General features: G+C 68.1%; 15 protein-coding genes and 2 pseudogenes. 5 read left to right on the forward strand and 12 right to left on the reverse strand.

The window, feature by feature from the left end:
- Positions 1-15 precede the first annotated feature (15 nt).
- Positions 16-201, forward strand: coding sequence for a hypothetical protein (locus ID554_RS15180; protein WP_147333585.1), 186 nt, complete (start codon positions 16-18; stop codon positions 199-201).
- 184 nt (positions 202-385) lie between these two features.
- Here ID554_RS15180 and ID554_RS15185 read toward each other — a convergent pair.
- Positions 386-1,189, reverse strand: a pseudogene (locus tag ID554_RS15185) (Tn3 family transposase); the annotation flags it as partial.
- A 246-nt stretch (positions 1,190-1,435) separates the two neighbouring features.
- Here ID554_RS15185 and ID554_RS15190 point away from each other — a divergent pair.
- On the forward strand, positions 1,436-3,565 hold the full coding sequence (locus tag ID554_RS15190) for a tetratricopeptide repeat protein (protein WP_117230820.1): 2,130 nt from the start codon (positions 1,436-1,438) through the stop codon (positions 3,563-3,565).
- Here the strand turns inward: ID554_RS15190 and ID554_RS15195 are convergent.
- The 4 genes and pseudogenes from ID554_RS15195 to ID554_RS15215 all read right to left on the reverse strand — a co-directional run bounded on the left by ID554_RS15195 (position 3,537) and on the right by ID554_RS15215 (position 8,810).
- Positions 3,537-5,102: a hypothetical protein gene (locus ID554_RS15195; RefSeq protein WP_147333584.1), complete on the reverse strand. Its 1,566-nt coding sequence runs from the start codon at positions 5,100-5,102 to the stop codon at positions 3,537-3,539. The genes ID554_RS15190 and ID554_RS15195 overlap by 29 nt on opposite strands.
- The gene (locus tag ID554_RS33100; RefSeq protein ID WP_191088843.1) at positions 5,099-5,416 is read right to left on the reverse strand and encodes a hypothetical protein; all 318 of its coding nucleotides are present in this window, start codon (positions 5,414-5,416) and stop codon (positions 5,099-5,101) included. The genes ID554_RS15195 and ID554_RS33100 overlap by 4 nt, the downstream gene beginning before the upstream one ends.
- Positions 5,417-6,107: 691 nt before the next feature.
- The gene (gene ltrA / locus ID554_RS15210; RefSeq protein WP_223884083.1) at positions 6,108-7,571 is read right to left on the reverse strand and encodes a group II intron reverse transcriptase/maturase; all 1,464 of its coding nucleotides are present in this window, start codon (positions 7,569-7,571) and stop codon (positions 6,108-6,110) included.
- A 521-nt stretch (positions 7,572-8,092) separates the two neighbouring features.
- Positions 8,093-8,810: pseudogene (locus tag ID554_RS15215) on the reverse strand (IS5 family transposase).
- A 354-nt stretch (positions 8,811-9,164) separates the two neighbouring features.
- On the opposite strand from ID554_RS15215, the gene ID554_RS15220 reads away from it, so the two are divergent.
- The 3 genes from ID554_RS15220 (at position 9,165) to ID554_RS15230 (ending at position 12,417) form a co-directional block, all read left to right on the forward strand.
- A complete protein-coding gene (locus ID554_RS15220; protein ID WP_117231386.1) occupies positions 9,165-10,409 on the forward strand; it encodes a PP2C family protein-serine/threonine phosphatase in 1,245 nt (414 codons plus the stop codon).
- Between the two features lie 192 nt (positions 10,410-10,601).
- Positions 10,602-11,495 (forward strand): IS982 family transposase, encoded by an 894-nt coding sequence (locus ID554_RS15225; protein ID WP_191088552.1) that lies wholly within the window; start codon positions 10,602-10,604, stop codon positions 11,493-11,495.
- A 439-nt stretch (positions 11,496-11,934) separates the two neighbouring features.
- Positions 11,935-12,417, forward strand: coding sequence for a helix-turn-helix domain-containing protein (locus tag ID554_RS15230; RefSeq protein ID WP_191088553.1), 483 nt, complete (start codon positions 11,935-11,937; stop codon positions 12,415-12,417).
- Here the strand turns inward: ID554_RS15230 and ID554_RS15235 are convergent.
- From ID554_RS15235 to ID554_RS15265, 7 genes are all read right to left on the reverse strand, one after another.
- Positions 12,344-13,261, reverse strand: a complete 918-nt coding sequence (locus ID554_RS15235; RefSeq protein WP_158573885.1) for a helix-turn-helix domain-containing protein — start codon at positions 13,259-13,261, stop codon at positions 12,344-12,346. The genes ID554_RS15230 and ID554_RS15235 overlap by 74 nt on opposite strands.
- A 219-nt stretch (positions 13,262-13,480) precedes the next feature.
- Positions 13,481-14,428, reverse strand: coding sequence for an endonuclease/exonuclease/phosphatase family protein (locus tag ID554_RS15240; protein WP_117231318.1), 948 nt, complete (start codon positions 14,426-14,428; stop codon positions 13,481-13,483).
- Between the two features lie 63 nt (positions 14,429-14,491).
- Positions 14,492-16,321: a helicase associated domain-containing protein gene (locus ID554_RS15245; RefSeq protein ID WP_147333644.1), complete on the reverse strand. Its 1,830-nt coding sequence runs from the start codon at positions 16,319-16,321 to the stop codon at positions 14,492-14,494.
- A 76-nt stretch (positions 16,322-16,397) separates the two neighbouring features.
- Positions 16,398-17,414 carry an IS3 family transposase gene (locus ID554_RS15250; protein WP_113974893.1) on the reverse strand — a complete coding sequence of 339 codons (1,017 nt, stop codon included), beginning with the start codon at positions 17,412-17,414 and terminating at the stop codon, positions 16,398-16,400.
- Between the two features lie 5 nt (positions 17,415-17,419).
- Positions 17,420-17,851 carry a transposase gene (locus ID554_RS15255; RefSeq protein WP_113974894.1) on the reverse strand — a complete coding sequence of 144 codons (432 nt, stop codon included), beginning with the start codon at positions 17,849-17,851 and terminating at the stop codon, positions 17,420-17,422.
- 58 nt (positions 17,852-17,909) lie between these two features.
- Complete coding sequence (locus ID554_RS15260; protein WP_191088554.1) at positions 17,910-18,533, reverse strand: DEAD/DEAH box helicase family protein; 624 nt, start codon at positions 18,531-18,533, stop codon at positions 17,910-17,912.
- A 646-nt stretch (positions 18,534-19,179) separates the two neighbouring features.
- A complete protein-coding gene (locus ID554_RS15265; protein ID WP_158573842.1) occupies positions 19,180-20,091 on the reverse strand; it encodes a S1 family peptidase in 912 nt (303 codons plus the stop codon).
- Positions 20,092-20,180: the final 89 nt, after the last annotated feature.

Below are 20,180 nucleotides of genomic sequence, written 5' to 3' on the forward strand. Positions count from 1 at the left end.
AGTAAGGAGAACCAGATGAAGAAGTCGCACATGACGGTGCTGACCGTCGCCGTCACCATCTGCCGCATCGCCACCCTGATCAAGGGCGCGGAGCAGTGGGTGATCAACGCGAACCGCGTACGAGCCGACCCATCCCCCGCCAACCTGACCAAGCTGGCCCTCGCCAGCGGGGTCCTGCTCACCGCCGTACGGAGCATCTGACCAAAGATCAGATGCTCGGCGAAAGGGGACGGTCACCCAAGCGCCAATCTGGCCCCGCGCAGCACCTGGTGCTGCGCGGGGCCAGATTCGTCAGCCTCTGACCAGCGAGGGCATGCGATGACAACGGTTGACGAACACCACCGGCGGCTGCCCGGCAGCGGGTTCACGTGCCAGCGGTGGGTGGTCAGCGGTGTGCCGGGGTGACCTCGGCCAGCCGCAGCGGCCGGTAGCCGTCGGTGTCGAGCTGGGCGAGTTCGCCGTCGATGTCGACCGAGTGGGTGCCGTAGAAGTGGACGTTCTCGTGGTGGGTCGGCCAGATGTGCGCCAGCACCTCGGCGTCGACGTCGCGGCCGGCCCAGCACAGGGCTGCTAAGCCGAGGCCGTGGTACTCCGTCGACCAGCAGACGATCGCGTTGGTGGCCAGGGTCAGGCACCACATCTGCTTGGTCTGCTGCTCGTGGTGGCGGCGGCGCAGCGCTCCCTCGCCGGCGTACGCAAGGGAGCGGCGCAGAGCGTGCAGGTTCTCGCCCTTGTCGAGCTGCCGGGAGATCCGCCGCCGGTAGGTCTCGTCGGCCAGGCACCGGGCGGCGTAGACGGTGCGGCGCAGCGCCCCGTACTCCTTGATCGCGCTGGTCAGCGCGTTCTGCTGCCGTTTCGAGAAGCACAGCTTCCCCACGACCAGTGCTGCGGTCGGGTGGCCGCCCTGCACCGAGGCGGCGACACGCAGCAGATCGTCCCAGGTACTCGTGATCAGGTCGGTGTTCAGGCGACGGGCCAGCAGGCCGCCCGCGCGCGGGTAGCGGACGAGGAAGTCGGCGTTCGGCCCGGTCCGGTACAGGGTGATTTTCCCGAGGTCCCGGATGCGGGGCGAGAGTTGCTTGCCGACCAGGTCGAACAGGACGAAGTTGGCCAGGGTCGCGCCGTGGGTGTCGGTGGCGTGCTCGAACACCGGCAGGTCGGTCTCGTTGCCGAGCAGTCCGTCGAGTACAACTGCACCGCCACACCCAGCACGTTGCGGGCCGTGCGGAACTGGCGAACGAACGCCTCGTCCGCGCCGGTCGACCCGGCGACGTGGTGCTGTCTCATGTGCAGCCACAGCGTCTGGCGGCTCGCATCCGGGTTGTTGGGCGACCAGTTGAGAGGCTGGGCGCTTCTGGAGTTGCATTGTTGGTGATCGCTATAGTCCTTGCGGTGTGTCAGGTTGGGGTGACTGACAGCGCAAGGGGGTCTGCCGGTGAGCTGGGATGTCGTGGCCGCGGAGGCGGCGAAGACCGTCACGGCAGGCGTCGGTGGTGTCGTGGTGGCCGGTGCGGGTGGGGTGATGCGGGCATTGCTGCGTCGGCTCGGCGCGCTGCCGAATGATCCGGAGAAGTTGCGGGACGCGATTCTGGAGGCGGGCGAGCGGGATCCGCATTTCGCTGCGGAGGTCAGCGTCGCGTTGGCGGCGGTGGCAGGTGCGGTGACCGAGAGTGGCGTTCTGCCGCCGGCGGTGTTCCTCGATCGGGATGCGGCGCGGGTGGAGTTGGCGGAGCCGGGTGTGCATCTGGTGGCGGGGGTGCACGGGGTGGGTAAGACCGCTTTGGTGCTCCAGGTCAGCCACGAGGCAGCGGGCCGGTTTCCGGGTGGGCGGGTGTATGTCGACCTGGATGTTTACCGGGTGGGCGAGGCGTTGCAGGTTGGTGAGGTGCAGGCGGCGGTGCTGCGTCAGCTCGGCGTGCCGGTCGCTGAGGTTTCCCTGGCGGTGATGGCGGAGCAGTACCGGCGTGCGTTGGTGCACCGGCGGTGTGTCCTGGTGTTGGACAACGTGCTTGGCGCGGCGGAGGTGTCGGCGTTGGTGCAGCCGTGGCCGGCGAGCCTGGTGTTGGTGACGGCTCGCCGGTTGACCGATGATCTACGCGCCTGGGCGCCGACCGCGCCGGTGATCCTGCACGGGTTGGACGAGCAGGGCGCATGGGAGATGCTGGAGCATCGCTGTCCCGGGATGCTGGCGGCCGAGCCGGCCGCGGCGCGGGAACTGCTCGAGTTGTGCGATCGGATCCCGTTCGCCATCGTGCAGGTCGCCGTGCGGTTGTCTCGGCGGCGCGGCGTTGCGGGGGCGGTTGCGGCGGTTCGGGACGAGCTTGCCAGCAGCGATGACCCGGGTGAGTTGATCCTGCGGTGCCTGGGCCAGACGATTCGGGAGCTACCCGACGCGACCGTCGATGACCTGATCGTCTTGGCCACGCAACCGGTGCGGGACTTCAGTCACGAGGCGGCGGTAGCGGCGGTGGGGCATGGTGTCGACCGCCTGATCGACGCCGGGTTGGTGGTCGCCGAGACGCGGGGTCGGCTGCGGTTGCCGGGGCTGATCCGTGACCACGCGCTACGGATGCTCCCAGACCACGCGGTCGACGCCGATACGCCGTTCGAGCGGCTGCTCACGTTCTACCGGGACCGGGCGGTCGCGGCGGACCTGGCTGGCGGTCAGCGGCTGCGCCGCTACCAGGTTCCGTCTGGACTGGGGTGGAACCCGTCGTGGTCGGTGCCGCTGGATTGGTTGGAGACCGAACTGGCGGCGATCGTCGCGGTCATCCCGCGTGCCTTCCATGCCGGCCGGTTCGTGGAGGTGACGCAGTTGTGCGGTGCGCTGGAGCCGCTGCTGACCAGCCGCGGCCACCATTGGCGGATCTCCGGCGCCAACGAGTGGGGCGTGCGGGCCGCCCGCGCGCTCGGTGACCGGGTGCTGGAGGCACGCATTCACGCCGCGCAGGCACGCCTGTTCACCCAACTACATCTACTCGACCGGGCGGAAACCGCCCTGACCGAAGCAGAGCGCCTGCTGGCCACGACCGATGACGCGCACATGCATTCGTCGGTCGGGGAGTTCCGGGGCCGGCTGGCCGAGGCCCAGGGCGACTACGGCGCCGCGGAACAGGCGTTCCGCCGCTGCCTCGTCATCGACGAGCGGCAGCAGTTGCGCAGGGCCGCCGGGATCCACCATCGGATGCTCGCCAACGTGCTGCTGCATCTCGGCCGGCCGCAGGAGGCTCTGCCGCTGCTGGCCACCGCGTTCACGTTGACCGATGACGTGCGCAACGCCGCCCGTGCGCATACCGTGGCGGCCCGCGCCCATCTCGCGCTCGGCGACCTGCCGCAGGCACGCGCCGCGATCGGACTGGCCCGTCAGATGGTGGCCGAGGCCACGGCGACGCAGTACGAGGTCGAGTTGGCCGACATCGAAGCCGAACTGGCCTGGCGCGGCGGCGACCCCGAGACGGCCCGCGCCCGCTGGGGCTGGATCGCCCAGCTCTACTGGAACACCGGGGATCCCCGCTTCGACCGATACCTGCGCAAGCTCAACGTGCTACCGCCACCACCCCGATAATCCGCCGGCCAAGATGAACTCTGTCCTCGCCCGGGAGACGGCCGAGCATGGTGAGTCGGACGTACGCCAGCGACGCGAGCACGATCGGATCAACCGGTTCGTCAGCGTGCAGAACAGTCACCCGGCCACCAGCCCAGACCGCGCAAGACGTCTCGTCCACGACCGTTGCCAGCACGCTCGCCTGCGGCCACCGCGCCACCTCCTCGGCCGCCCGAACCGGCCAGCCCTTCGTTGACCACACCGCATGGTCGTCAACGACCACGACACTGGCCGAACAGAGCTGGGCCAGGCTGGCGGTACGCAGGTCCGCGACCAGATGCCGATACTCCAGCCCGCCACGCGGCTCGCCGTGGCCGAGGTCGGCATACCGCTCAATACGGACCCCGTCGCGTTGAATCGCCGCGCCGACCACCGTCGCCGGTATCGCCGGTTCCGATACCGCAGGCGCGACAACGGGACCGAACATCGCCGGGTCCGCTGGTTCCTTCAACCGCAGCAGCCCGTACACCAGTCGTCGCAGGCGACGCGCGCAGTCTTCACCATGCGCATCTGGCTCCGCCAACAGGTCCATGACCTGACCGTGAACACCTGCCCCATACTGATCGATCGCCGCGTCGATCTGATCCCGGGGTCGTTGATCGACATCCCAGACCGGCGCGGTCTCGGCGAGCAACGCCGCCGCAGACCCGGGAACCGTCACCGCGCTGCCCCGACCCGCCAGCACCACCGGCTTGTCCAACGCCGCCGCGTACAACGCCAGCGAACCATGATCAGAAATCACCACCGATGCGGCCAACAATGCCGCCTGCCAACCCTCGTACGGCGTGATTACCTGCACCCCGTACGCGGCAGCCTGCTGCAACCAGGACCTCACCTGCCACGGGCCGTGCGCCGCCCACACCCCGGGATGCAGCACCACGACCACCTGGTACTCATCCACCGGCAACCCGCCCACCAGACGCTCCGGCAAGTCCGGCAACCGGCCCAACGCCGAGTCCGGCCCGAACGTCGACGCGAGGACCACCAGCCGCTTGTCCCGCGCACCAAACGCCGCCCGCAGCTGCCCGTCCCGAAATCGTGAGCCGCGCATCCGCGCCAGCGCAGGGTCCCCCACCACCACCCCACGCGACGCCGCAGGCGCACACACCCGCGCCAAACGCTCCAAATGCGCGGCATGGGGCAAACCAATCGCGGCCGGCACCACCCGGCCTCCCATCACCAGCCGCTCCGGATTCAAACCCGACACCACCGCCGTACCCGGGTAGAACTTCTGATGCCCCGCCCCATGCGGCACCAACAGCACCGGCGCGTCAAGATCCACCAGTCGATCGTTCTCACTCGCCGCCAACGCCAGATCGAACCTCATGCTCACCGCATCACGCCACGGCAGAACCGGAGCGCCCAACCCCGCCAACGCCTCGTCCACACCGGCCGCCAGCAGCGACCGGGACCGAACATCACAGGTAAAGAACGTCTGAATACGCCGATCACCGGCCGTCAGCGACAACACATCCCGCAACCGGCCCAACGTCGTCACCGTCCGGACAACCACCAACAACCGGCGACAGACACCAACCGTCGGCTCCGGGCTCCGGGCTCCGGGCTCCGGGCTCCGGGCTCCGGGCTCCGGGCTCCGGGCTCCGGGCTCCGGGCTCCGGGCTCCGGGCTCCGGGCTCCGGGCTCCGGGCTCCGGGCTCCGGGCTCCGGGCTCCGGGCTCCGGGCTCCGGGCTCCGGGCTCCGGGCTCCGGGCTCCGGGCTCCGGGCTCCGGGCTCCGGGCTCCGGGCTCCGGGCTCCGGGCTCCGGGCTCCGGGCTCCGGGCTCCGGGCTCCGGGCTCCTTAACGAGGTCACGCCGAAGAAGTTACGGCTGTGGTGGGACTTGGCGGAAGTGAACTGATCGTGGCTGCTCTCTAGTAGTGCTGCCTGTCACATGGCCCTATAGAGCGCCCCAGGTCAGCCCAAGGACCACCCAAGGACCACCCGAGGCCGACGCAGGTCGCCAATAGGCCGGGCACGGTGCCGCCGTATGTCCCTCACCCGCTGCTCGGTGACCCCGTCACCTCGGCGAACTGGGAGGCTGACGCCCGCCTGTATCAGCATCGCCAGCGTCCGCGTGAGCTGCGCCGCCACCTACTGGGAGTAGGAGCGGTACCGCCAGCCGTGGGCCCGCCGGGTAGCAGCTGGGAACGGGCGCGGTGTCGAGGCCGTACTGCTCGCAGGAGTCACCGCGGCGCAACGCGTCTAAGTGAGCGTTTCGCATGTCTGTCAGTCGGGTGTGTTGAGGGTGCGGCGTTGTTGGCGGGTGGCGGGTCCGCCTCGGGTGAGGTGGCCGAGCATGCCGGCGATGGCGGCCCAGCGGATCATGGCCTCCGACGTGGCGGGACGGGTTTCGTAGTCGCGGGCCAGGCGGCGGTGGGCGGTGAGCCAGGCCAGGGTGTTGGGTCGGGCCCGGGCGCGGTGCCTGGATTGCTCCAGGTCCGTTTCCCGGACCCGCCCGCCGAACCCGGCGTGCGACTCTCACCGCACCGGGCTCTCCACGAGGTCATGCCGTTGGGGGTGGGCTTGTCGGTGTGGGCTGCCAGGGGTTCGGGATCTTGGTGCCGCGATAGCGGTATCGGGTCACGGGGACCTTCGCCATCTTGAACAACTCGACCCCGTCGAAGGCGATGGGCTGCCACCCTTGCGGGGTGCGCAGCCATCGCTGGATGGCTCTCCAGGTCATGCGGTTGCGGCGCATCACCCAGTTGATCACTTGCCACCAGATGAAGTTCTGCAGGTGGGAGAAGGTGTGCTTGGCGACCGCGTGCTTGAAGTAGTTGGCCCATCCACGCTGGATGTAGTTGATCTTGACCAGCGTCTCCCGGTAGCTCAGGTGCGACAACCGGCGGGTCAGTGACTTGATCTTCCGTTTCAGCGCCTGGACCGGCTTGTCGGCGATGAACGTGTATACATGCCACTTGTCCGTTCCTCGTTTCCGCTTCCAGACGATGCGGAAGCCGAGGAAGTCGACCCCGTCGGCAAGGTGGGTGATCCTGGTCTTGGACTCAGATAGGCGCAGGCCCATCGTCGCCAGAACGGTACTCACCTGGTCGCGCAGGTCCTCGACGTGTTCCTGGTTGCCATGGACCAGGACGAGGAAGTCGTCGGCGTAGCGGACCAACTGCCACGTCGCCAGTCCTTTGGCGCGTCGTTGCCTGCGCTGCTGGCCGGTGCCCGCTGCCGCCCATTGCTCGACGAAGAACTCGTCGAGAACCGACAACGCGATGTTGGCCAGCAGTGGTGAGAGGATCCCTCCTTGGGGTGTGCCGGACGTGGTCTCGTTCCGCTCGCCGAGCTCAGTCATGATCCCGGCCTTGAGGAACGCCTTCACCAGCGCGAGCACTCGCTTGTCCTTCACCCGCGCTCGCACCCGACCCATCAAGGCCGGGTGGTCGATACGGTCGAAGCACGCCTCGATGTCCGCGTCCAGCACCCACCGGTAACCGGCGGTGGCCAGATGATGGATCTCGGCGATCGCGTCGTGCGCGCGCCGGTTCGGCCGGAACCCATACGAACAAGGCTGGAAATCCGCCTCGAAGATGGGCTCCAGGACCAGCTTCAGCGCTGCCTGGACCACACGGTCCGTGATGGTCGGTATCCCCAGCCGGCGTAGTTTCCCGCCGGTCTTGGGAATCATCTTCTCCCGTACTGGTAGTGGCCGGAACGTGCCGGTCTTCAGCAGGGAACGGACATGGTCCAGGAACACTTCGGGCCCGGCCATGCTCACGTGGACAGCGGTGACGCCGTCCACTCCGGCAGTGCGGGCTCCGGCATTCCCGGCGACCCGTTGCAACGCCACGACCAGCGTGGCGGGGTCGCTGACGAAGTTGTAGACATCGTCAAACCGGCGACCGTGGTCGGCCGCCGCCCAACGGTGCAGTTTGATCTGCATTCCCCGTACCCGCGTCCATGCCTCTTCCGGGGTCGGCCACGTGACGGCGGTATCCACCACCGTGTCTTCGGGCATTGCAGTACCTCCCTTGCGATCTCGCTGCCGCCCTTCCCCATGTGACCGGCTCTCCCGGCCTCGGAGTACTACGGCGGCTCCGCCCTCTCCCGACCCGATCGGCCGACGGTGAACCCAACCCGAGGCGTCGTCTCTGGCTGAGACGGCCCCGGGCAAAGCCGGGAAAGTTCCCGTGTTCACTGACTGATCGCTCGACGAAGGAGGCACCCGGCTATACCCCCGCGGCATCGCCACGGCTACCCCGCAGCACTTCACCGTGGCCTCCCGGACCGCCGAACGTCAGCAGCCGCAGGAGTTCCCCGTCCCGAGAGAAGAGGACCAGGACGCACCGCACCCAGCCCACATCCGCCAGGTTCGAGCTGGTAGGGATCGTTAGGAGGCTTCAGACACCGGTTCCTCGCGTATACCTCTCCGTCTCGCTTGCCGGACCCGCGCCATCTGGCAGTACTGGTTACGTCCCGGCGTTGTCGGGGCCGCTTGCCACCCTCCCCGGCACCTCCCGGATCAGGCTGCCCCCAGCTTCACCACCCTGCTGCGACAGGACGGCGGCGAAGGTCTCTCACCTCCACTCGATCAATCAGCGCCTCACGGCGCACGCGTTCCACGACCCAGCGGCGGCGGTGCACGATGAATCCTTGCTGGTCGGCGGGTTTCCGGACGATCTCCAGGGTGGTGCGCAGGATGTCGCGGGCCCAGTCGACCAGACGGCCGGCGAACCCGGAGTCGGCGAACACGTGCCGGATCGGCGGCGCCCTTCGCGCCGTCGCGGTCCTGCCACGACGCGGCCAGGACCCACACGGTGACGAGCAGGCCGAGGGTGTCGGTCACGATGAACCTTTTACGACCGTTGACCTTATTCCCACTGTCGAAGCCGCGGGTGTCGGAGTGCACGGTGTCCGCGGCCCTCACCGACTGGGAGTCGATGATCCCGGCGGTGGGCTGCGGCTGCCGGTCGTGGGCCAGGCGCACCTGCTCCCGCAACTCGGTAAGGATCCGATCGGTCACACCCCGCCGGTTCCACCGCTGGAAGTGGGAGTACACCGTCTGCCAGGGCGGAAAGTCGATCGGCAGATACCGCCACGCGCACCCGGTCCGCACCACGTACAGGATGCCGTCGACGATCGCCCGACGAGGATGCTTCTCCGGTCTACCCATCCACTGCGGCGACGGCAGCATCGGCTCGACGAACGCCCACTCGGCATCGGTCAGGTCAGACGGGTACCGCCGCTCTCGATCCATACCCGTCTACCGACCGAACCCGGCCCATCGATCGCACCCACTGTCCGACACACCCGACCAACACACATCCCAAACGCTCTCTGAGGGCGCCGCGGTCCTGGCATCGTGCCGGCAGGTGGCGCAGGGTCGGGATGCTCGCCGTGCCGGTGACCTCGCCGTGAAGGTAAGGATGAGGGCTTGCCGACGGGTGGACTGTTGCCCGGATCGTGACGCCGCAGGAAAGTCGTCGCAGCCGCCACGTCTGCCTGCGTCGTGGGGCAGGTGATAATCGACAGGGTCGAGGAGACGGGCGGATCATGCATCGTGGTGAGGTCGGCCTCCTTGTCGTGGCGGTGGCCGGAGGAGGGAACGGCTGTGCTCGGTGATGGCGATCTGCGGACGGTGCCGTCGTCCATGGTGCCGCCGGCGCTGCCGAGGCCCGTGACGGCCTCGATGCGCGCGGATCTAGGGGTTCTGCTAATCGAGGACGATCCCGGCGACGTCGTGCTCACGCAGGAGCTTCTGGCGGAGAGCGGTATCTGCAGCCGGTTCGAGCAGGTCGGTAGCCTGACTGAAGCGTTGGCCTTGCCGACGACGCCTGATTGTGTCCTGCTCGACCTGCATCTACCCGACGGTCGTGGGTTGCAGGCGCTACGTCGGGTGCTGGACCGGTGGCCGGACACGGCCGTAGTGGTGCTGACAGGTTTGGATGACGCTGCTGTCGGGGCAGCGGCTGTCGCCGCCGGTGCGCAGGATTACCTCGTCAAGGGCCGCATCGACGCAGTTCTGCTCGGACGCACGGTGCAGTACGCGATCCAGCGTCAACGCGCCCTGGTTGCCGAGCGGCAGCTACGGGAAAGCCGGATGCAGGCGCGCGAGAACGTCCGCTTGCAACGCGGGCTTCTGCCTACCCCGCTGATCACCGACCTCGCGTTGAGGGTGGCCAGCAGGTACGTGCCCGGGCGGGGGCGGTCGCTGCTCGGTGGTGACTTCTTCGACGTCGTGCAGGACGAGGACGGCACGATCCACGCCGTGATCGGTGATGTCTGCGGTAACGGCCCGGACGAGGCCGCGATCGGGGTCGGCCTGCGCGTCGGATGGCGCACCCTGACGCTGGCCGGCCTGGACAAGACGTCCCGGATGCGGCTGCTCGAACAGGTGCTGGTCGCTGAACGGCCACACGAGGCGATGTTCGCCACCGCCTGCACGGTCCGTGTCTCCCCGGACCGGTCCACGGCGGTGATCGTCAGTGCCGGCCACCCTCCGCCACTGGTGATCACTCCCGGCGGCGTCCAGGCCGCAGCAATCCGCCATGATCTGGGACTGGGTATGTTTCCAGGCCGGGGCCGCTGGCAGGAATCGGTCGTCACGCTGCCAGCGGGCGCGGGGCTGCTGCTGTACACCGACGGCGTGTACGAAGGCTTTAGCGACGACGGCACCCGCCTCGGCGAAGAACGCTTCGTCGAACTCGCCGCCAAGCTGAGCACCATCACCGACCCGGCCGACTACCTCACCGCCCTGCTTGCCGACATTCAGCGCAGCGACGACGGCCGCCATAGCGACGACACCGCTCTGCTGTACCTGGCCTGGCCGTCGTCGCCCACCACAGGGCAGCCGTGACTCGCCGGGCGGCTGACCGCAGCAGGCGCAACCGAATCGATGGAGCCAAACGCCAATAGCCGGTGAGCGGTACACCACCACTCGGCACGCTGGTCGCGGCCATGTCCGTGCGTTGTCGCCGCCCCTAGACGAGTAGTTCCGATGTCAGGGGTCGATGTCTGGGCATGAAGAGAGGGCATCCAAGATCGTGTTGTGACGCAAGACTTGGACACCCTCTTGACCGCACTGTACGTGAAGATCGACGACAGTATCCGGACGCCCCGGTGGCGTGGCAGGCCACCGCTGCTGACCGACTCCGAGCTGGTCTGCCTGGCCGTGGCGCAGGTACTGCTCGGCGCCCGCTCGGAGGCGCACTGGATTCGCTACGCCCGCATCCACCTGGCCGGCATGTTCCCGTACCTGCCCCAGCGGCCGGGCTACAACAAGCGGCTCCGCGCCGCCCTGCCGCTGGTCAAGAAGGTGATCCGGGACCTGGCCCGCGACAGTGACTTCTGGTTCGACAACCACTGGATCGTCGACTCCACCCCGATCCCGTGCGGCATGTCCCGCCCGACGGTGCAACGCTCGGACCTGGCCGGTTGGGCCGGGTACGGCTACTGCGCCTCGCACTCCCGGTTCTTCTGGGGGCTACGGCTGTACCTGGTGTGTACCCCGACCGGGATGCCGATCCTGTGGGCCCTGGCCAACCCGAAGATCGGCGAGCGGGAAGTCCTGGCCGCGATGCTGGAGGTCGAGGCCGGTGTGGTCGCCGAACACCAGGGCATCCTGCTGATCTCGGACAAGGGCTTCGCGTCCAAGACGTTCGAGAGGGACCTGGCCGTGCAGGGCATCGAACTGCTGCGTCCGTCACGCAAGCGGGAGAAGGCCCGCTACGGCGAGCCCATGTTGAAGAAGGTCCGACAGTTGATCGAGTCGGTCAATGACACCCTCAAAGGCCAACTCGACCTGGAACAACACGGCGGACGAACCTTCACCGGGGTCGCCGTACGAGTGGCCCAGCGTCTCCTGGCCATGGCAGCCGCGATCTGGCACAACAACAAGACCGGCGCGCCCGTCACCCGGTCACTGATCGCCTACGACCACTGACCGGAATTCGGAACAACTCGTCTAGACTCTTCCCGGCCTCGCCCAAGGTGCGGTGGCTCCGGATGACCGTGCCCGCGATCCGTCTGGAGAGGGTTGCAGCCCGTTCGAGCCGGGCCGAGTCCGGAGGGCGCCTCGACGTTGGCGGCGCGTCCTTAAGCTTGATCTTTAACCTGTGCGGCGTGGCCTGGGACGCGGGTTGGTTCCTCCTCGCCGGCGTATCTGCGGCGGAGGGGTCGGGACCGAAAAATCCCCGCCTTCCCTTCGGCCTGTAAAAGCTTCAGATCGAGTGCCGTGACGACCGGCTGGGCACAAAGTGGCGGGCAGTCAAGAGCTGGTCTGCCGGCTCGGAACCCGGCGTGTGTGTGCTTACAGATCTTGAATGGTCAGGTTCGTCCGATGTGGTCTGTGTGACGGCTTGGGGCTGGGGTAGATCCGTGGGATGAGGTATCCCGATGGAGGTGGGTTGTCCGCGCGGGGGCGGGCGAAGCGTGAGGCGGTACGACGGCAGGCGGCCGGGTGGTTCGCCGAGGATGTGTCGGTGCCGGAGATCGCGCGTCGGCTGCGGGTGTCGCAGACCGCGGTGTACGGCTGGCGCAAGCGGTGGCGGGCTGGTGGTGAGCAGGCTCTGGCATCGAGAGGGCCTGGTGGGTCTCGGTGCCGTCTGGATGAGGGTCGGTTGCGGCGGCTGGCCGATGCCCTGGAGGAGGGGCCGGCGGCGCACGGGTTCGGTGCCGATCAGCGGTGGACCCTGGCCCGGGTGTCGGACCTGATCGCTCGGATGTTCCGTACCCGGTACACGCTGCGCGGGACGGCGGTTGCCGCCGCCAACGGCGCTTGTGCTCCAAGCCTCACAATTCAGACACCGTTCGACTTTGCCGGGGCCTGGGTCCGTCCTGCATCTGCACGCGTACCTCGTCGATGAGGCGCGCCGTTGCTGGCTCGCTCAATGCAATTTTTTCCAGGTCGAGGAACTGTCTGGCGTAGAGAGCTATTGTGTTCACATCGTCGCGCGTGGACAGGCTGTTGGGGCCGTTTTGAAGGAACAGTAGGTCGTCGTCGTCCTCGTCAGGGAACGTCAAGATGGTGAATGGCTTCATGAGGCCCATGTGGGCACCCTGGGAGAATCTGATTACGCGGAGGTGGACGTTGGGTCGACCGCCGATGTCGTTGAGGTGTGCGAGTTGGCGTTTCATGATTTTGGTGCTGTCGTCGCCGGTCCCTACCGCGCGTCGGATGACTGCCTCATCGAGGAGGATGGACAGGCTGGGTGGGGTCGCGCGGTCGAGAATCTCCTGTCGCTGTGTGCGGATCTCGAGTTTCCGGTCGATGTGATGCGGGGCGGCGTCCGGCGGGCTGAATGCGTGGATGACTGCCCGGGCGTACTCCTCGGTCTGTAGCAGGCCGGGCAGAATGAGCGACGCGGATTGCCGCAGCGCGGACGCCGAGCTCTCGAATCCTAGGTAGATGAGGAAATCCTGGTTCATTACATCCCGGTAGATGTGCCAGTGCTGTTTCCTGCTTCGCCTGGCCATCTCGACGTAGCCGGCGACCTGGTCGGCCTCCAGGACCCCGTATAGCTCAAGCAGTGCCCGGAGGTCGGTGTCCGAAATGCCTACCTGGCCGGCTTCGATCCGAATGATCTTCGCTGTTCCCCATTCGAGTGCCTGGCCAGTATCTTTCTGGGTCATCCCTTTTCTGTCCCGCAGCTGCCGTAGCCGCACCCGGAGTCGTCGGCGCTGGATCGTGGGATCGATGTGCTGTGCCATCCGCCCGATTCGTCCTTTCCGGAATGTGGCCATGTCATGCGGCATTAGACAACTGCCGGAGTTGATCTGCTGAGTGTGCTGCACTAGCCAAGTAGGTGAGGCAGCCGCGATCAGCGAGATCGGCGTGTGGACGAACACGACCCGCAATCAGATGCGCTACACGGATCACCCGGACAGTCGCTGCTTCCGATTCCGCTGGTTCCGATATCCCCGTCATCGTTAACTGCCCTGGCCGGACGATGTTGTCGGGAATGTCAGGGTGGCGGTGATGAGGCGGTGGTCGGACGGGTGTGGGTGGGTGTGGGGTAGGTGGACGTGGTAGCTGTCGGGGATGACGTGCGGGAGCATGGCGGTGTTGGCGAGGAGCCAGTCGATGAGCAGGCCGCCGCCGACGTGGTCTTTGTCGTTGACGGTGGGCAGCAGCTTGGTGTGCGGGTTGGTTTGCCAGGCGAGGTCGGCGAGGGCGTGGAAGCCGCATCCGTCGTCGCGTTGTCGGGTGTGGGGGTTCCAGCGGCCGATGAGGTGGTCGACGGCGTCGGTGTCGGCGGTCCAGGTGCCGTCGGGTAGGCGTCGGCCTTTCTGGGCGCGGGTGCGGTAGTCGGCGGCGGTCCAGTCTCGTTGGGGGAGGTGGTCGCCGCTGGCGGTGGAGTTGAGGTCCCCGCCGATGATGACGGGTCGGCGGGTGGTGCCGTAGCGGTCGAGGAGTGCGGCTTGGTGGCGGCGGCGGATGCCGCAGTGGGGTGTCCAGTGGGTGACGGCCGCGGCGAACTCGATGCGGTCGGTGTCGACGTCGGCGGTGTCGGTGACGGCGAAGACCGCGATGTTGCGTTTGTCGGGGAACAGGTGCGGGTCGCCGACGTCGGGCCAGCTGCGGAGGGTCAGGACGGTGGGGTCGTAGATGATCGCCGACGGCATGGGGCTGTCGGGGTCGTGTCCGAGCAGTCCGACGTAGCGGGTGTGGAACCGGTCGGCGAGTAGCTCGGCCGCCTGGTGCAGGGGTCGGCTCCCGTTTTCCCTCCAGTACTTCGCCTCATTGAGCAGCAGCAGCGCGGGGGCGTGTTCGACGGTGTGGAACGCGTCGACGAGCAGTCGCAGATCTCGTCCCTGACCTTGTCGGCGTAGGCCGCCGGCCTCGAAGTTCAACAGAGCGATCTCCACGCGGGTCATGGCTACTCCGATGACGCAAGTCGGTGCGGTGAGGTGGTGCGTGGCCGGTCGAGAGGGGCGTTCTCATACGGCGGGCGGCCCTAGTGAGGGGGCCGGCTGTCTTCGTGGGGGCGGTGCGGGGTGAGGTTCGGCGGGGTCGCTGTGGTGGGCCGTGTCGCTGTCGCCGTGTGTTCGACCGTTTCGGCTCGCGGTGACCTGGTGTACGCCGGTCCAGCCGCTGGCGACTTCCCATTGCATGCCGAGTGCGTCGAGGGCGGCGATCCTGTCCTGCGGGAGTTTGCCGTCGCGTCGTGCCAGACGCTGATGGTTGATCCATCTCGATAGATCGACGCCGCCTTCGCGGTGGCCTCGGCGTGGGTGGAGGTGTCCTTCGCGCTCGTAGAAGGCTTCGGCGGTGGACAGGGTGCGGTCCCAGGTGGCGTCGAGGATTGACCATTGCATGCCGAGTGCTTCCAGGCTGCGGATGGTGTCGGCGTCGAGGCGCCCGAGTCGGTGGTCGGTGCGGCGACTGCCGAGCCAGGCGTAGAGGTTGACGCCGTTGACGATCAAGCCGTACGGCACCTGGATATGGCCGTGGGCGGCGTGGAATTGTTGGAGGGCGGCGAAGCACTCTTGAGGGGTTCGGCGGTTGGTGGTCCAGTTGATTCCGAGGTCGGTGAGGGCGGTGACCCGGTCGGGAGCGAGGGTGTTCTTGCGGTGGTAGCCGCGTTGTTGTCGTAGCCATAGGGCGAGGTCGAGTCCGTCGACCACGTATCCGGTGGGTACGTCCAGGTGGCCGTGTTCGGCGTGGAACGCGGTGGCGGCGGCGATGCCCCTTTCCCAGGCGCGCCTGGCCGGTGTGAAGTCGAAGCCGATCTCGTTGAGGTACTGGACCCGGTCTTGTGGAAGCCGGCTTGCCTGGTACTCGACACGCTGCCACGCGACCCAGCGGTCCAGTCGTATGCCGTGGCGTACGTGTCCGGTGGGAACCCTCATGTGTCCGTGGTCAGCGTGGAACGCCGTCAGCGCGGCGTAGCCGACGAGCCACTGCGAGGTGGTCTCCTCCAAAACTCGCACGGTGAGTGTCCGCAGCAGGTCGTCGGAGGCATAGCCGTCGGGCAGGCGGACGAGCAGACGCGGCGGTAGCTCCGCGGCGACACCGCTCGACATCTTGGTCCGTTGAGTGTCGAGGTCGGTGGCCAGCCCGTTGTCGTGTGCGCGTAGGGCGCGCAGGACCTGAAGGAGGGTGGTCCATCCGGTCAGGTCTGCGGCGAGATCGCGGGCGGCTTCGTCCGGGTCGTCCGGCAGCAGGACCGGCAGGAGGACGGTGGCGATACCGGATCCGGCCCGGTTACGGCGCAATGCCCGGCCCACGGTTTGAATGACGTCGGGCTCGGACTCCTTCGGGGCGGTGAAGACCACGGCGTCAACGGCGGGCACGTCGACGCCCTCCCCAAGGCACCGGGCGTTGGAGATCACCGTCCAGCCGTCCTCGGGCGGGTCCGCGAGGCTAGCCAGATGCAGCTCCCGCTGGGCCAGCGTCTGGGTGCCATCCACATGCCCGACCGTCAGGCGGCCCTTGGGACGATCCTGTTCCGGCAGGGAGGCCACCGCAGCCGGCAGAGTACGAGAGAACTCTTTGGACTGCGCCACCCGTTGGGTGAACACCAACACCCGACGAAGGCCGAACTCGGCGGCGGCGCGGACAAGAGCGGTCTGCACCACAGCAGTGCGCAGCGGCGCCGCGCCAGCACGCACGACCGCCCGGGGATCGAGCCGCCGCAGGGTCTCCAGCGCCTCTGCAGAGGCGATACCCACCACGACGATGCGGTAGTCGTCGAGCCAGCCGTCAGCGATCGCGTTCGCGAACGGGTAGCTGTAGTGGACCGGCCCGAACACCTTCGCGTCGTCCATCGACAGGACGTCCTCACCGCCGCCGCCCACGCGACCGGAACCTGTCAAGTCAACTGAGACAATTTCTTGATTTTGTTTAGCTTTGTGCTGGTGGAAGAGGGGCTCCGGCCGAGGTCACGGCCTGTTCCGGGTGGCTGTTGTCGGGTTTGTTGATCCATGCCCGGTCCGGTAGCCGGGGTGGTTGGGGACGGCGGCGTCCGAACCGTTCGGGATGTGCGGCCCAGGCGGCGTCGAGGGTGCGTTGCCGCTGTTCACGGATCTGTCCGGCGGTGCCGTGGTGGACCGATGCCGGGGTGTGCAGGCCGATCCCGGAGTGCCGGTGTTCGTGGTTGTAGTAGCTGTAGAACGCTTCGCAGTGCTGTCGGGCGTGCTGGATCGATCCGAACCGCTCTGGGAACGTGGGGTCGTACTTGAGTGTCTTGAAGCTGGCCTCGATGTACGGGTTGTCGTTGGAGGTCTTGGGCCGGCTGTGGCTGCGGCCGATTTTGAGATCGGTCAGCAGCTGGGTGACGGTCTTGCTGGTCATCGCGGCGCCGCGGTCGGCGTGCACGGTCAGCTGATCGGGGTTCACGCGTTCGCGGGCGGCGGCGTCGGCGATCAGCGCTTCGGCGAGTTGGCCGTCCTCGTGGGCGGCGACCATGTGCCCGACGACGTAGCGGGACCAGATGTCGATCACCGTGTAAAGGTGGAACCAGACGCCCTTGACCGGGCCGCGCAGCTTCGTGATGTCCCACGACCACACCTGATTCGCGGCGTCGGCGACCAGTTCGGGTTTGGTCCGGGCCGGATGGGTGGCCTGGCTGCGGCGTTCGCCGGTCTGCCCGGCGGCCCGCAGGATCCGGTACATCGTGGACTCCGAGCACCACCAGCGGCCCTCGTCGAGTTCGCGGGCCCACACCTGCGCCGGGGCCAGATCCACGTATGGCGGGCTGTTGAGCAGGTCCAGGACCTGCCGGCGTTCAGGCTCGGTCAGCGCGGACGGCGGCGGCTTACGCGGCGCCCGTGGCCGGGAGACCAGCGGCGGGGCACTACGGCGATACAGCGTCGCCCTCGACAGGCCGGTCAGCCGGCACGCGGGCGCGATGCCCCACAACGGCGTCAGCGCCGCCTGCGCCTCGGCGAGGACGAGTTCGGCATCGCCACGGCATCCGCGCTCTCGGAGAGCAGTTCCAAGAGCGCGTGAGCTTTTCCCATGATCGACAACGCGGTCTGGGTCTTGTTCAACTCGGCCTGCAGGCGGGCGTTCTCCCGCTGAAGACGGGAAAGTTCAGCGTTCTCGGCCTTCTTCGCCGCCCGCGCAGCCGATTGCCGCCGGTCCGTCAGGCCGGCCGCGGCTCCGGCATCCCGCGCCTTGCGCCAGTCGAGAAGGTGTGAACCGTACAGCCGTTCCCGGCGCAGAATCGCCCCGCGAGCCGCCGCATCCGGCGCCGACTCGTACTCGTCCAGAATCCTCGCCTTGAACTCCGCGGTGAATGTCCGCCGCTGGGGCCGGGCGTCCGGATCCAGACTCTCATGGGGCCTCGACGTCATGCTGATGTGCTCTCCTCAGGGCCGTCCAGGAAGAGTATCCCCTGGTAGACGGGCTGTCTCACATCAGCGTGACAGGGAGGGGACGACGGGTACCGAGGACCCGGGGCGTCGCGGTCATATACAGCCGCCGTGTAGCCGGCAGGTGCTCGTCCCGGTGCACCAACGCGACATGTTTGCCCGACCATCCGGCAGTGTGGTGCGCCTCATCAATGACCAATAGATCGGCGACCATGTCGGCTTCGTGCAGTCCTTTGCCCACCACCGCGACCGAGAGATGAGTGACCAGGATCAGCCGCATACGGCTTCCCGGAGTGCGTCGTACCCAGTCCGCGACCTCGTCCTGCCGTGTGGTGACCGGACACTGAAGGTCCGCCACCCGCACCGCCACGTCGGCGACGGTGTCATCGCTGCACACCGCGAGGACCTGCGCCCCCATACCGGCGGCGGCCCACACCGCCAGAGTCTGTGCCAGCAACGGCAGCGACGGGCACGCCACGACCACCAGCCCGGCCGGGCACAGCCGCGCAGCGGCGTGCACCGCGACCAGCGACTTACCGCTACCGCAGGCGGCTCGGAACTGGCCGCGACCGCCGGCGGCCTGCCCCCGCACGATCGCCTCCACGGCCTCCCGCTGATAGTCACGAAGCGTCGGCAGCCTCTCGACCGACCATGAGGTGCTCACCTCACCGCCCTCCTCCGGCGCGACCCGGTCGATGCCCTGCCGTCTGGGTGCGGCGACCGGCCGGGCGATCGAAGATCCGGCATAGGCCCGATCACCGCTCACCGTCATGGGACACGACAGGAGGCGGAGCGAGGAGAGTGCCGGTCCGCACGGTGACGAGCGTCAGGAGTACCCGATGGCGGGACAGATGGTGCGTGAGCCGGTGAGAGGGGACACCGGCCAGCGACACAGACGACGACATGGGAACGCAATCTCCAACAAGGTGCGACAAAGAGGAGGTCCGGCCCGGTCGGCCGGGGAACAGGCGCGGCGCCAGTCAGCGGCACCCGAAGGATGTCGACGACGCCAAGTCGCGGGAGCGCACCACACAACGCGCCCAGGGCATCACCCTGCCCAACAAGGTGTCCGCGACATGATGCGCGACAGTGACCGTGCTCGACAGCCCGCTGGCTCGGCCAGTGACTGCCCACCGAGCACGGCTTCCGCTCGCCGGGGGTCTACCAGGCCCGGCGACCTCCGGCGGCAGCGAGGTGGTCGGCATGAGCTTTCTCCAAAACGTAAGCGTGGTGGGTGGGAAGCCGGCCCGGCGAGTGTGGGCGGCGCGCCATTGGCACGGGTGACCGGACCGGCTTCCCGCGTAAGGCCGTTACTGAGTGAAGTCGATCTTGAGGCGGTCCGTCAGCTCGGCGGTCGTGGCCGTGAGCGTCCTCGGTACCCGGACGGGCGGCTGCACCTTCACGGTGCGGATCGTGTCGAAGGTCCACACGCGGTGCCGGGGGTAGCTGGCGTCGGTGTAGACCGTGGGCTTGCCGCACGGGTCGTCCGCACTGGTCTCCCGGCTGGCCGTACCGACTGATACCCACGCCGGACCTGCCCCGACCCTGTGTCCGGGGGCCTTCCGCAGGAGCGGGCTGCCGGAGTCACCGAAACAGGGGCCGGTGCTGACGCAGATCTCGCCGCGCCCGATGAAGCCGCCGTCGCAGGCGGCGTCGGGTAGACGGGTGATGTCGCGCTGGTGCAGCCGTGCGGGCGGGGTGACGCCCGGTCCGGGCGGGAACTCGGTGAGACCCCACCCGACCGCGCGGACTCCGCCGCCGACGGGTGCCTGGCGCAGGGCGGTCGGCAGCAGGTCCGCCCGGACCGGACGGGCCAGCTCGATCAGGGCGTAGTCGGAGACCGGCTCGGCGGGGTAGTTGACACCCCACCGCCACTGGGGGTGCAGGAAGACCCGCTTGCCGGTGACGACCTTCCCGCCGGTGGTGCGGTCGAGGCTGCCGACGCGCACGGTGACGTTGCCGCCGGGCACCGCGACCGGGGTGGGCGCGACGTCCTGGACGCTGACGCAGTGCGCCGCGGTACGGACCCACCGGCGGTGGACCAGCTCACCGCCACACAGTGCGGTACCCAGGCCGGGGTGCAGGATCTGGACGGAGACCACGCCGTGGTGCGGCGTGGCGGTGCGTCCGCCGACTATCGCGGCGGCGGGACTGGCGGTGCCGGCGAGGACGCCGGTCAGCGCGACCACCACGAGGGTCGACCTCAGGAGCCGGAGTTTCATCGATGCCTTTCGTTGATTGGTGCTTGCCCGGCACGGTGTTGTGCCGGGTTGTCTGGGGTGCGGCGACTGTCCTGCTGGCATGCCAGCAG

The organism is Micromonospora craniellae (genome assembly GCF_014764405.1).
GTDB classification, from domain to species: domain Bacteria; phylum Actinomycetota; class Actinomycetes; order Mycobacteriales; family Micromonosporaceae; genus Micromonospora; species Micromonospora craniellae.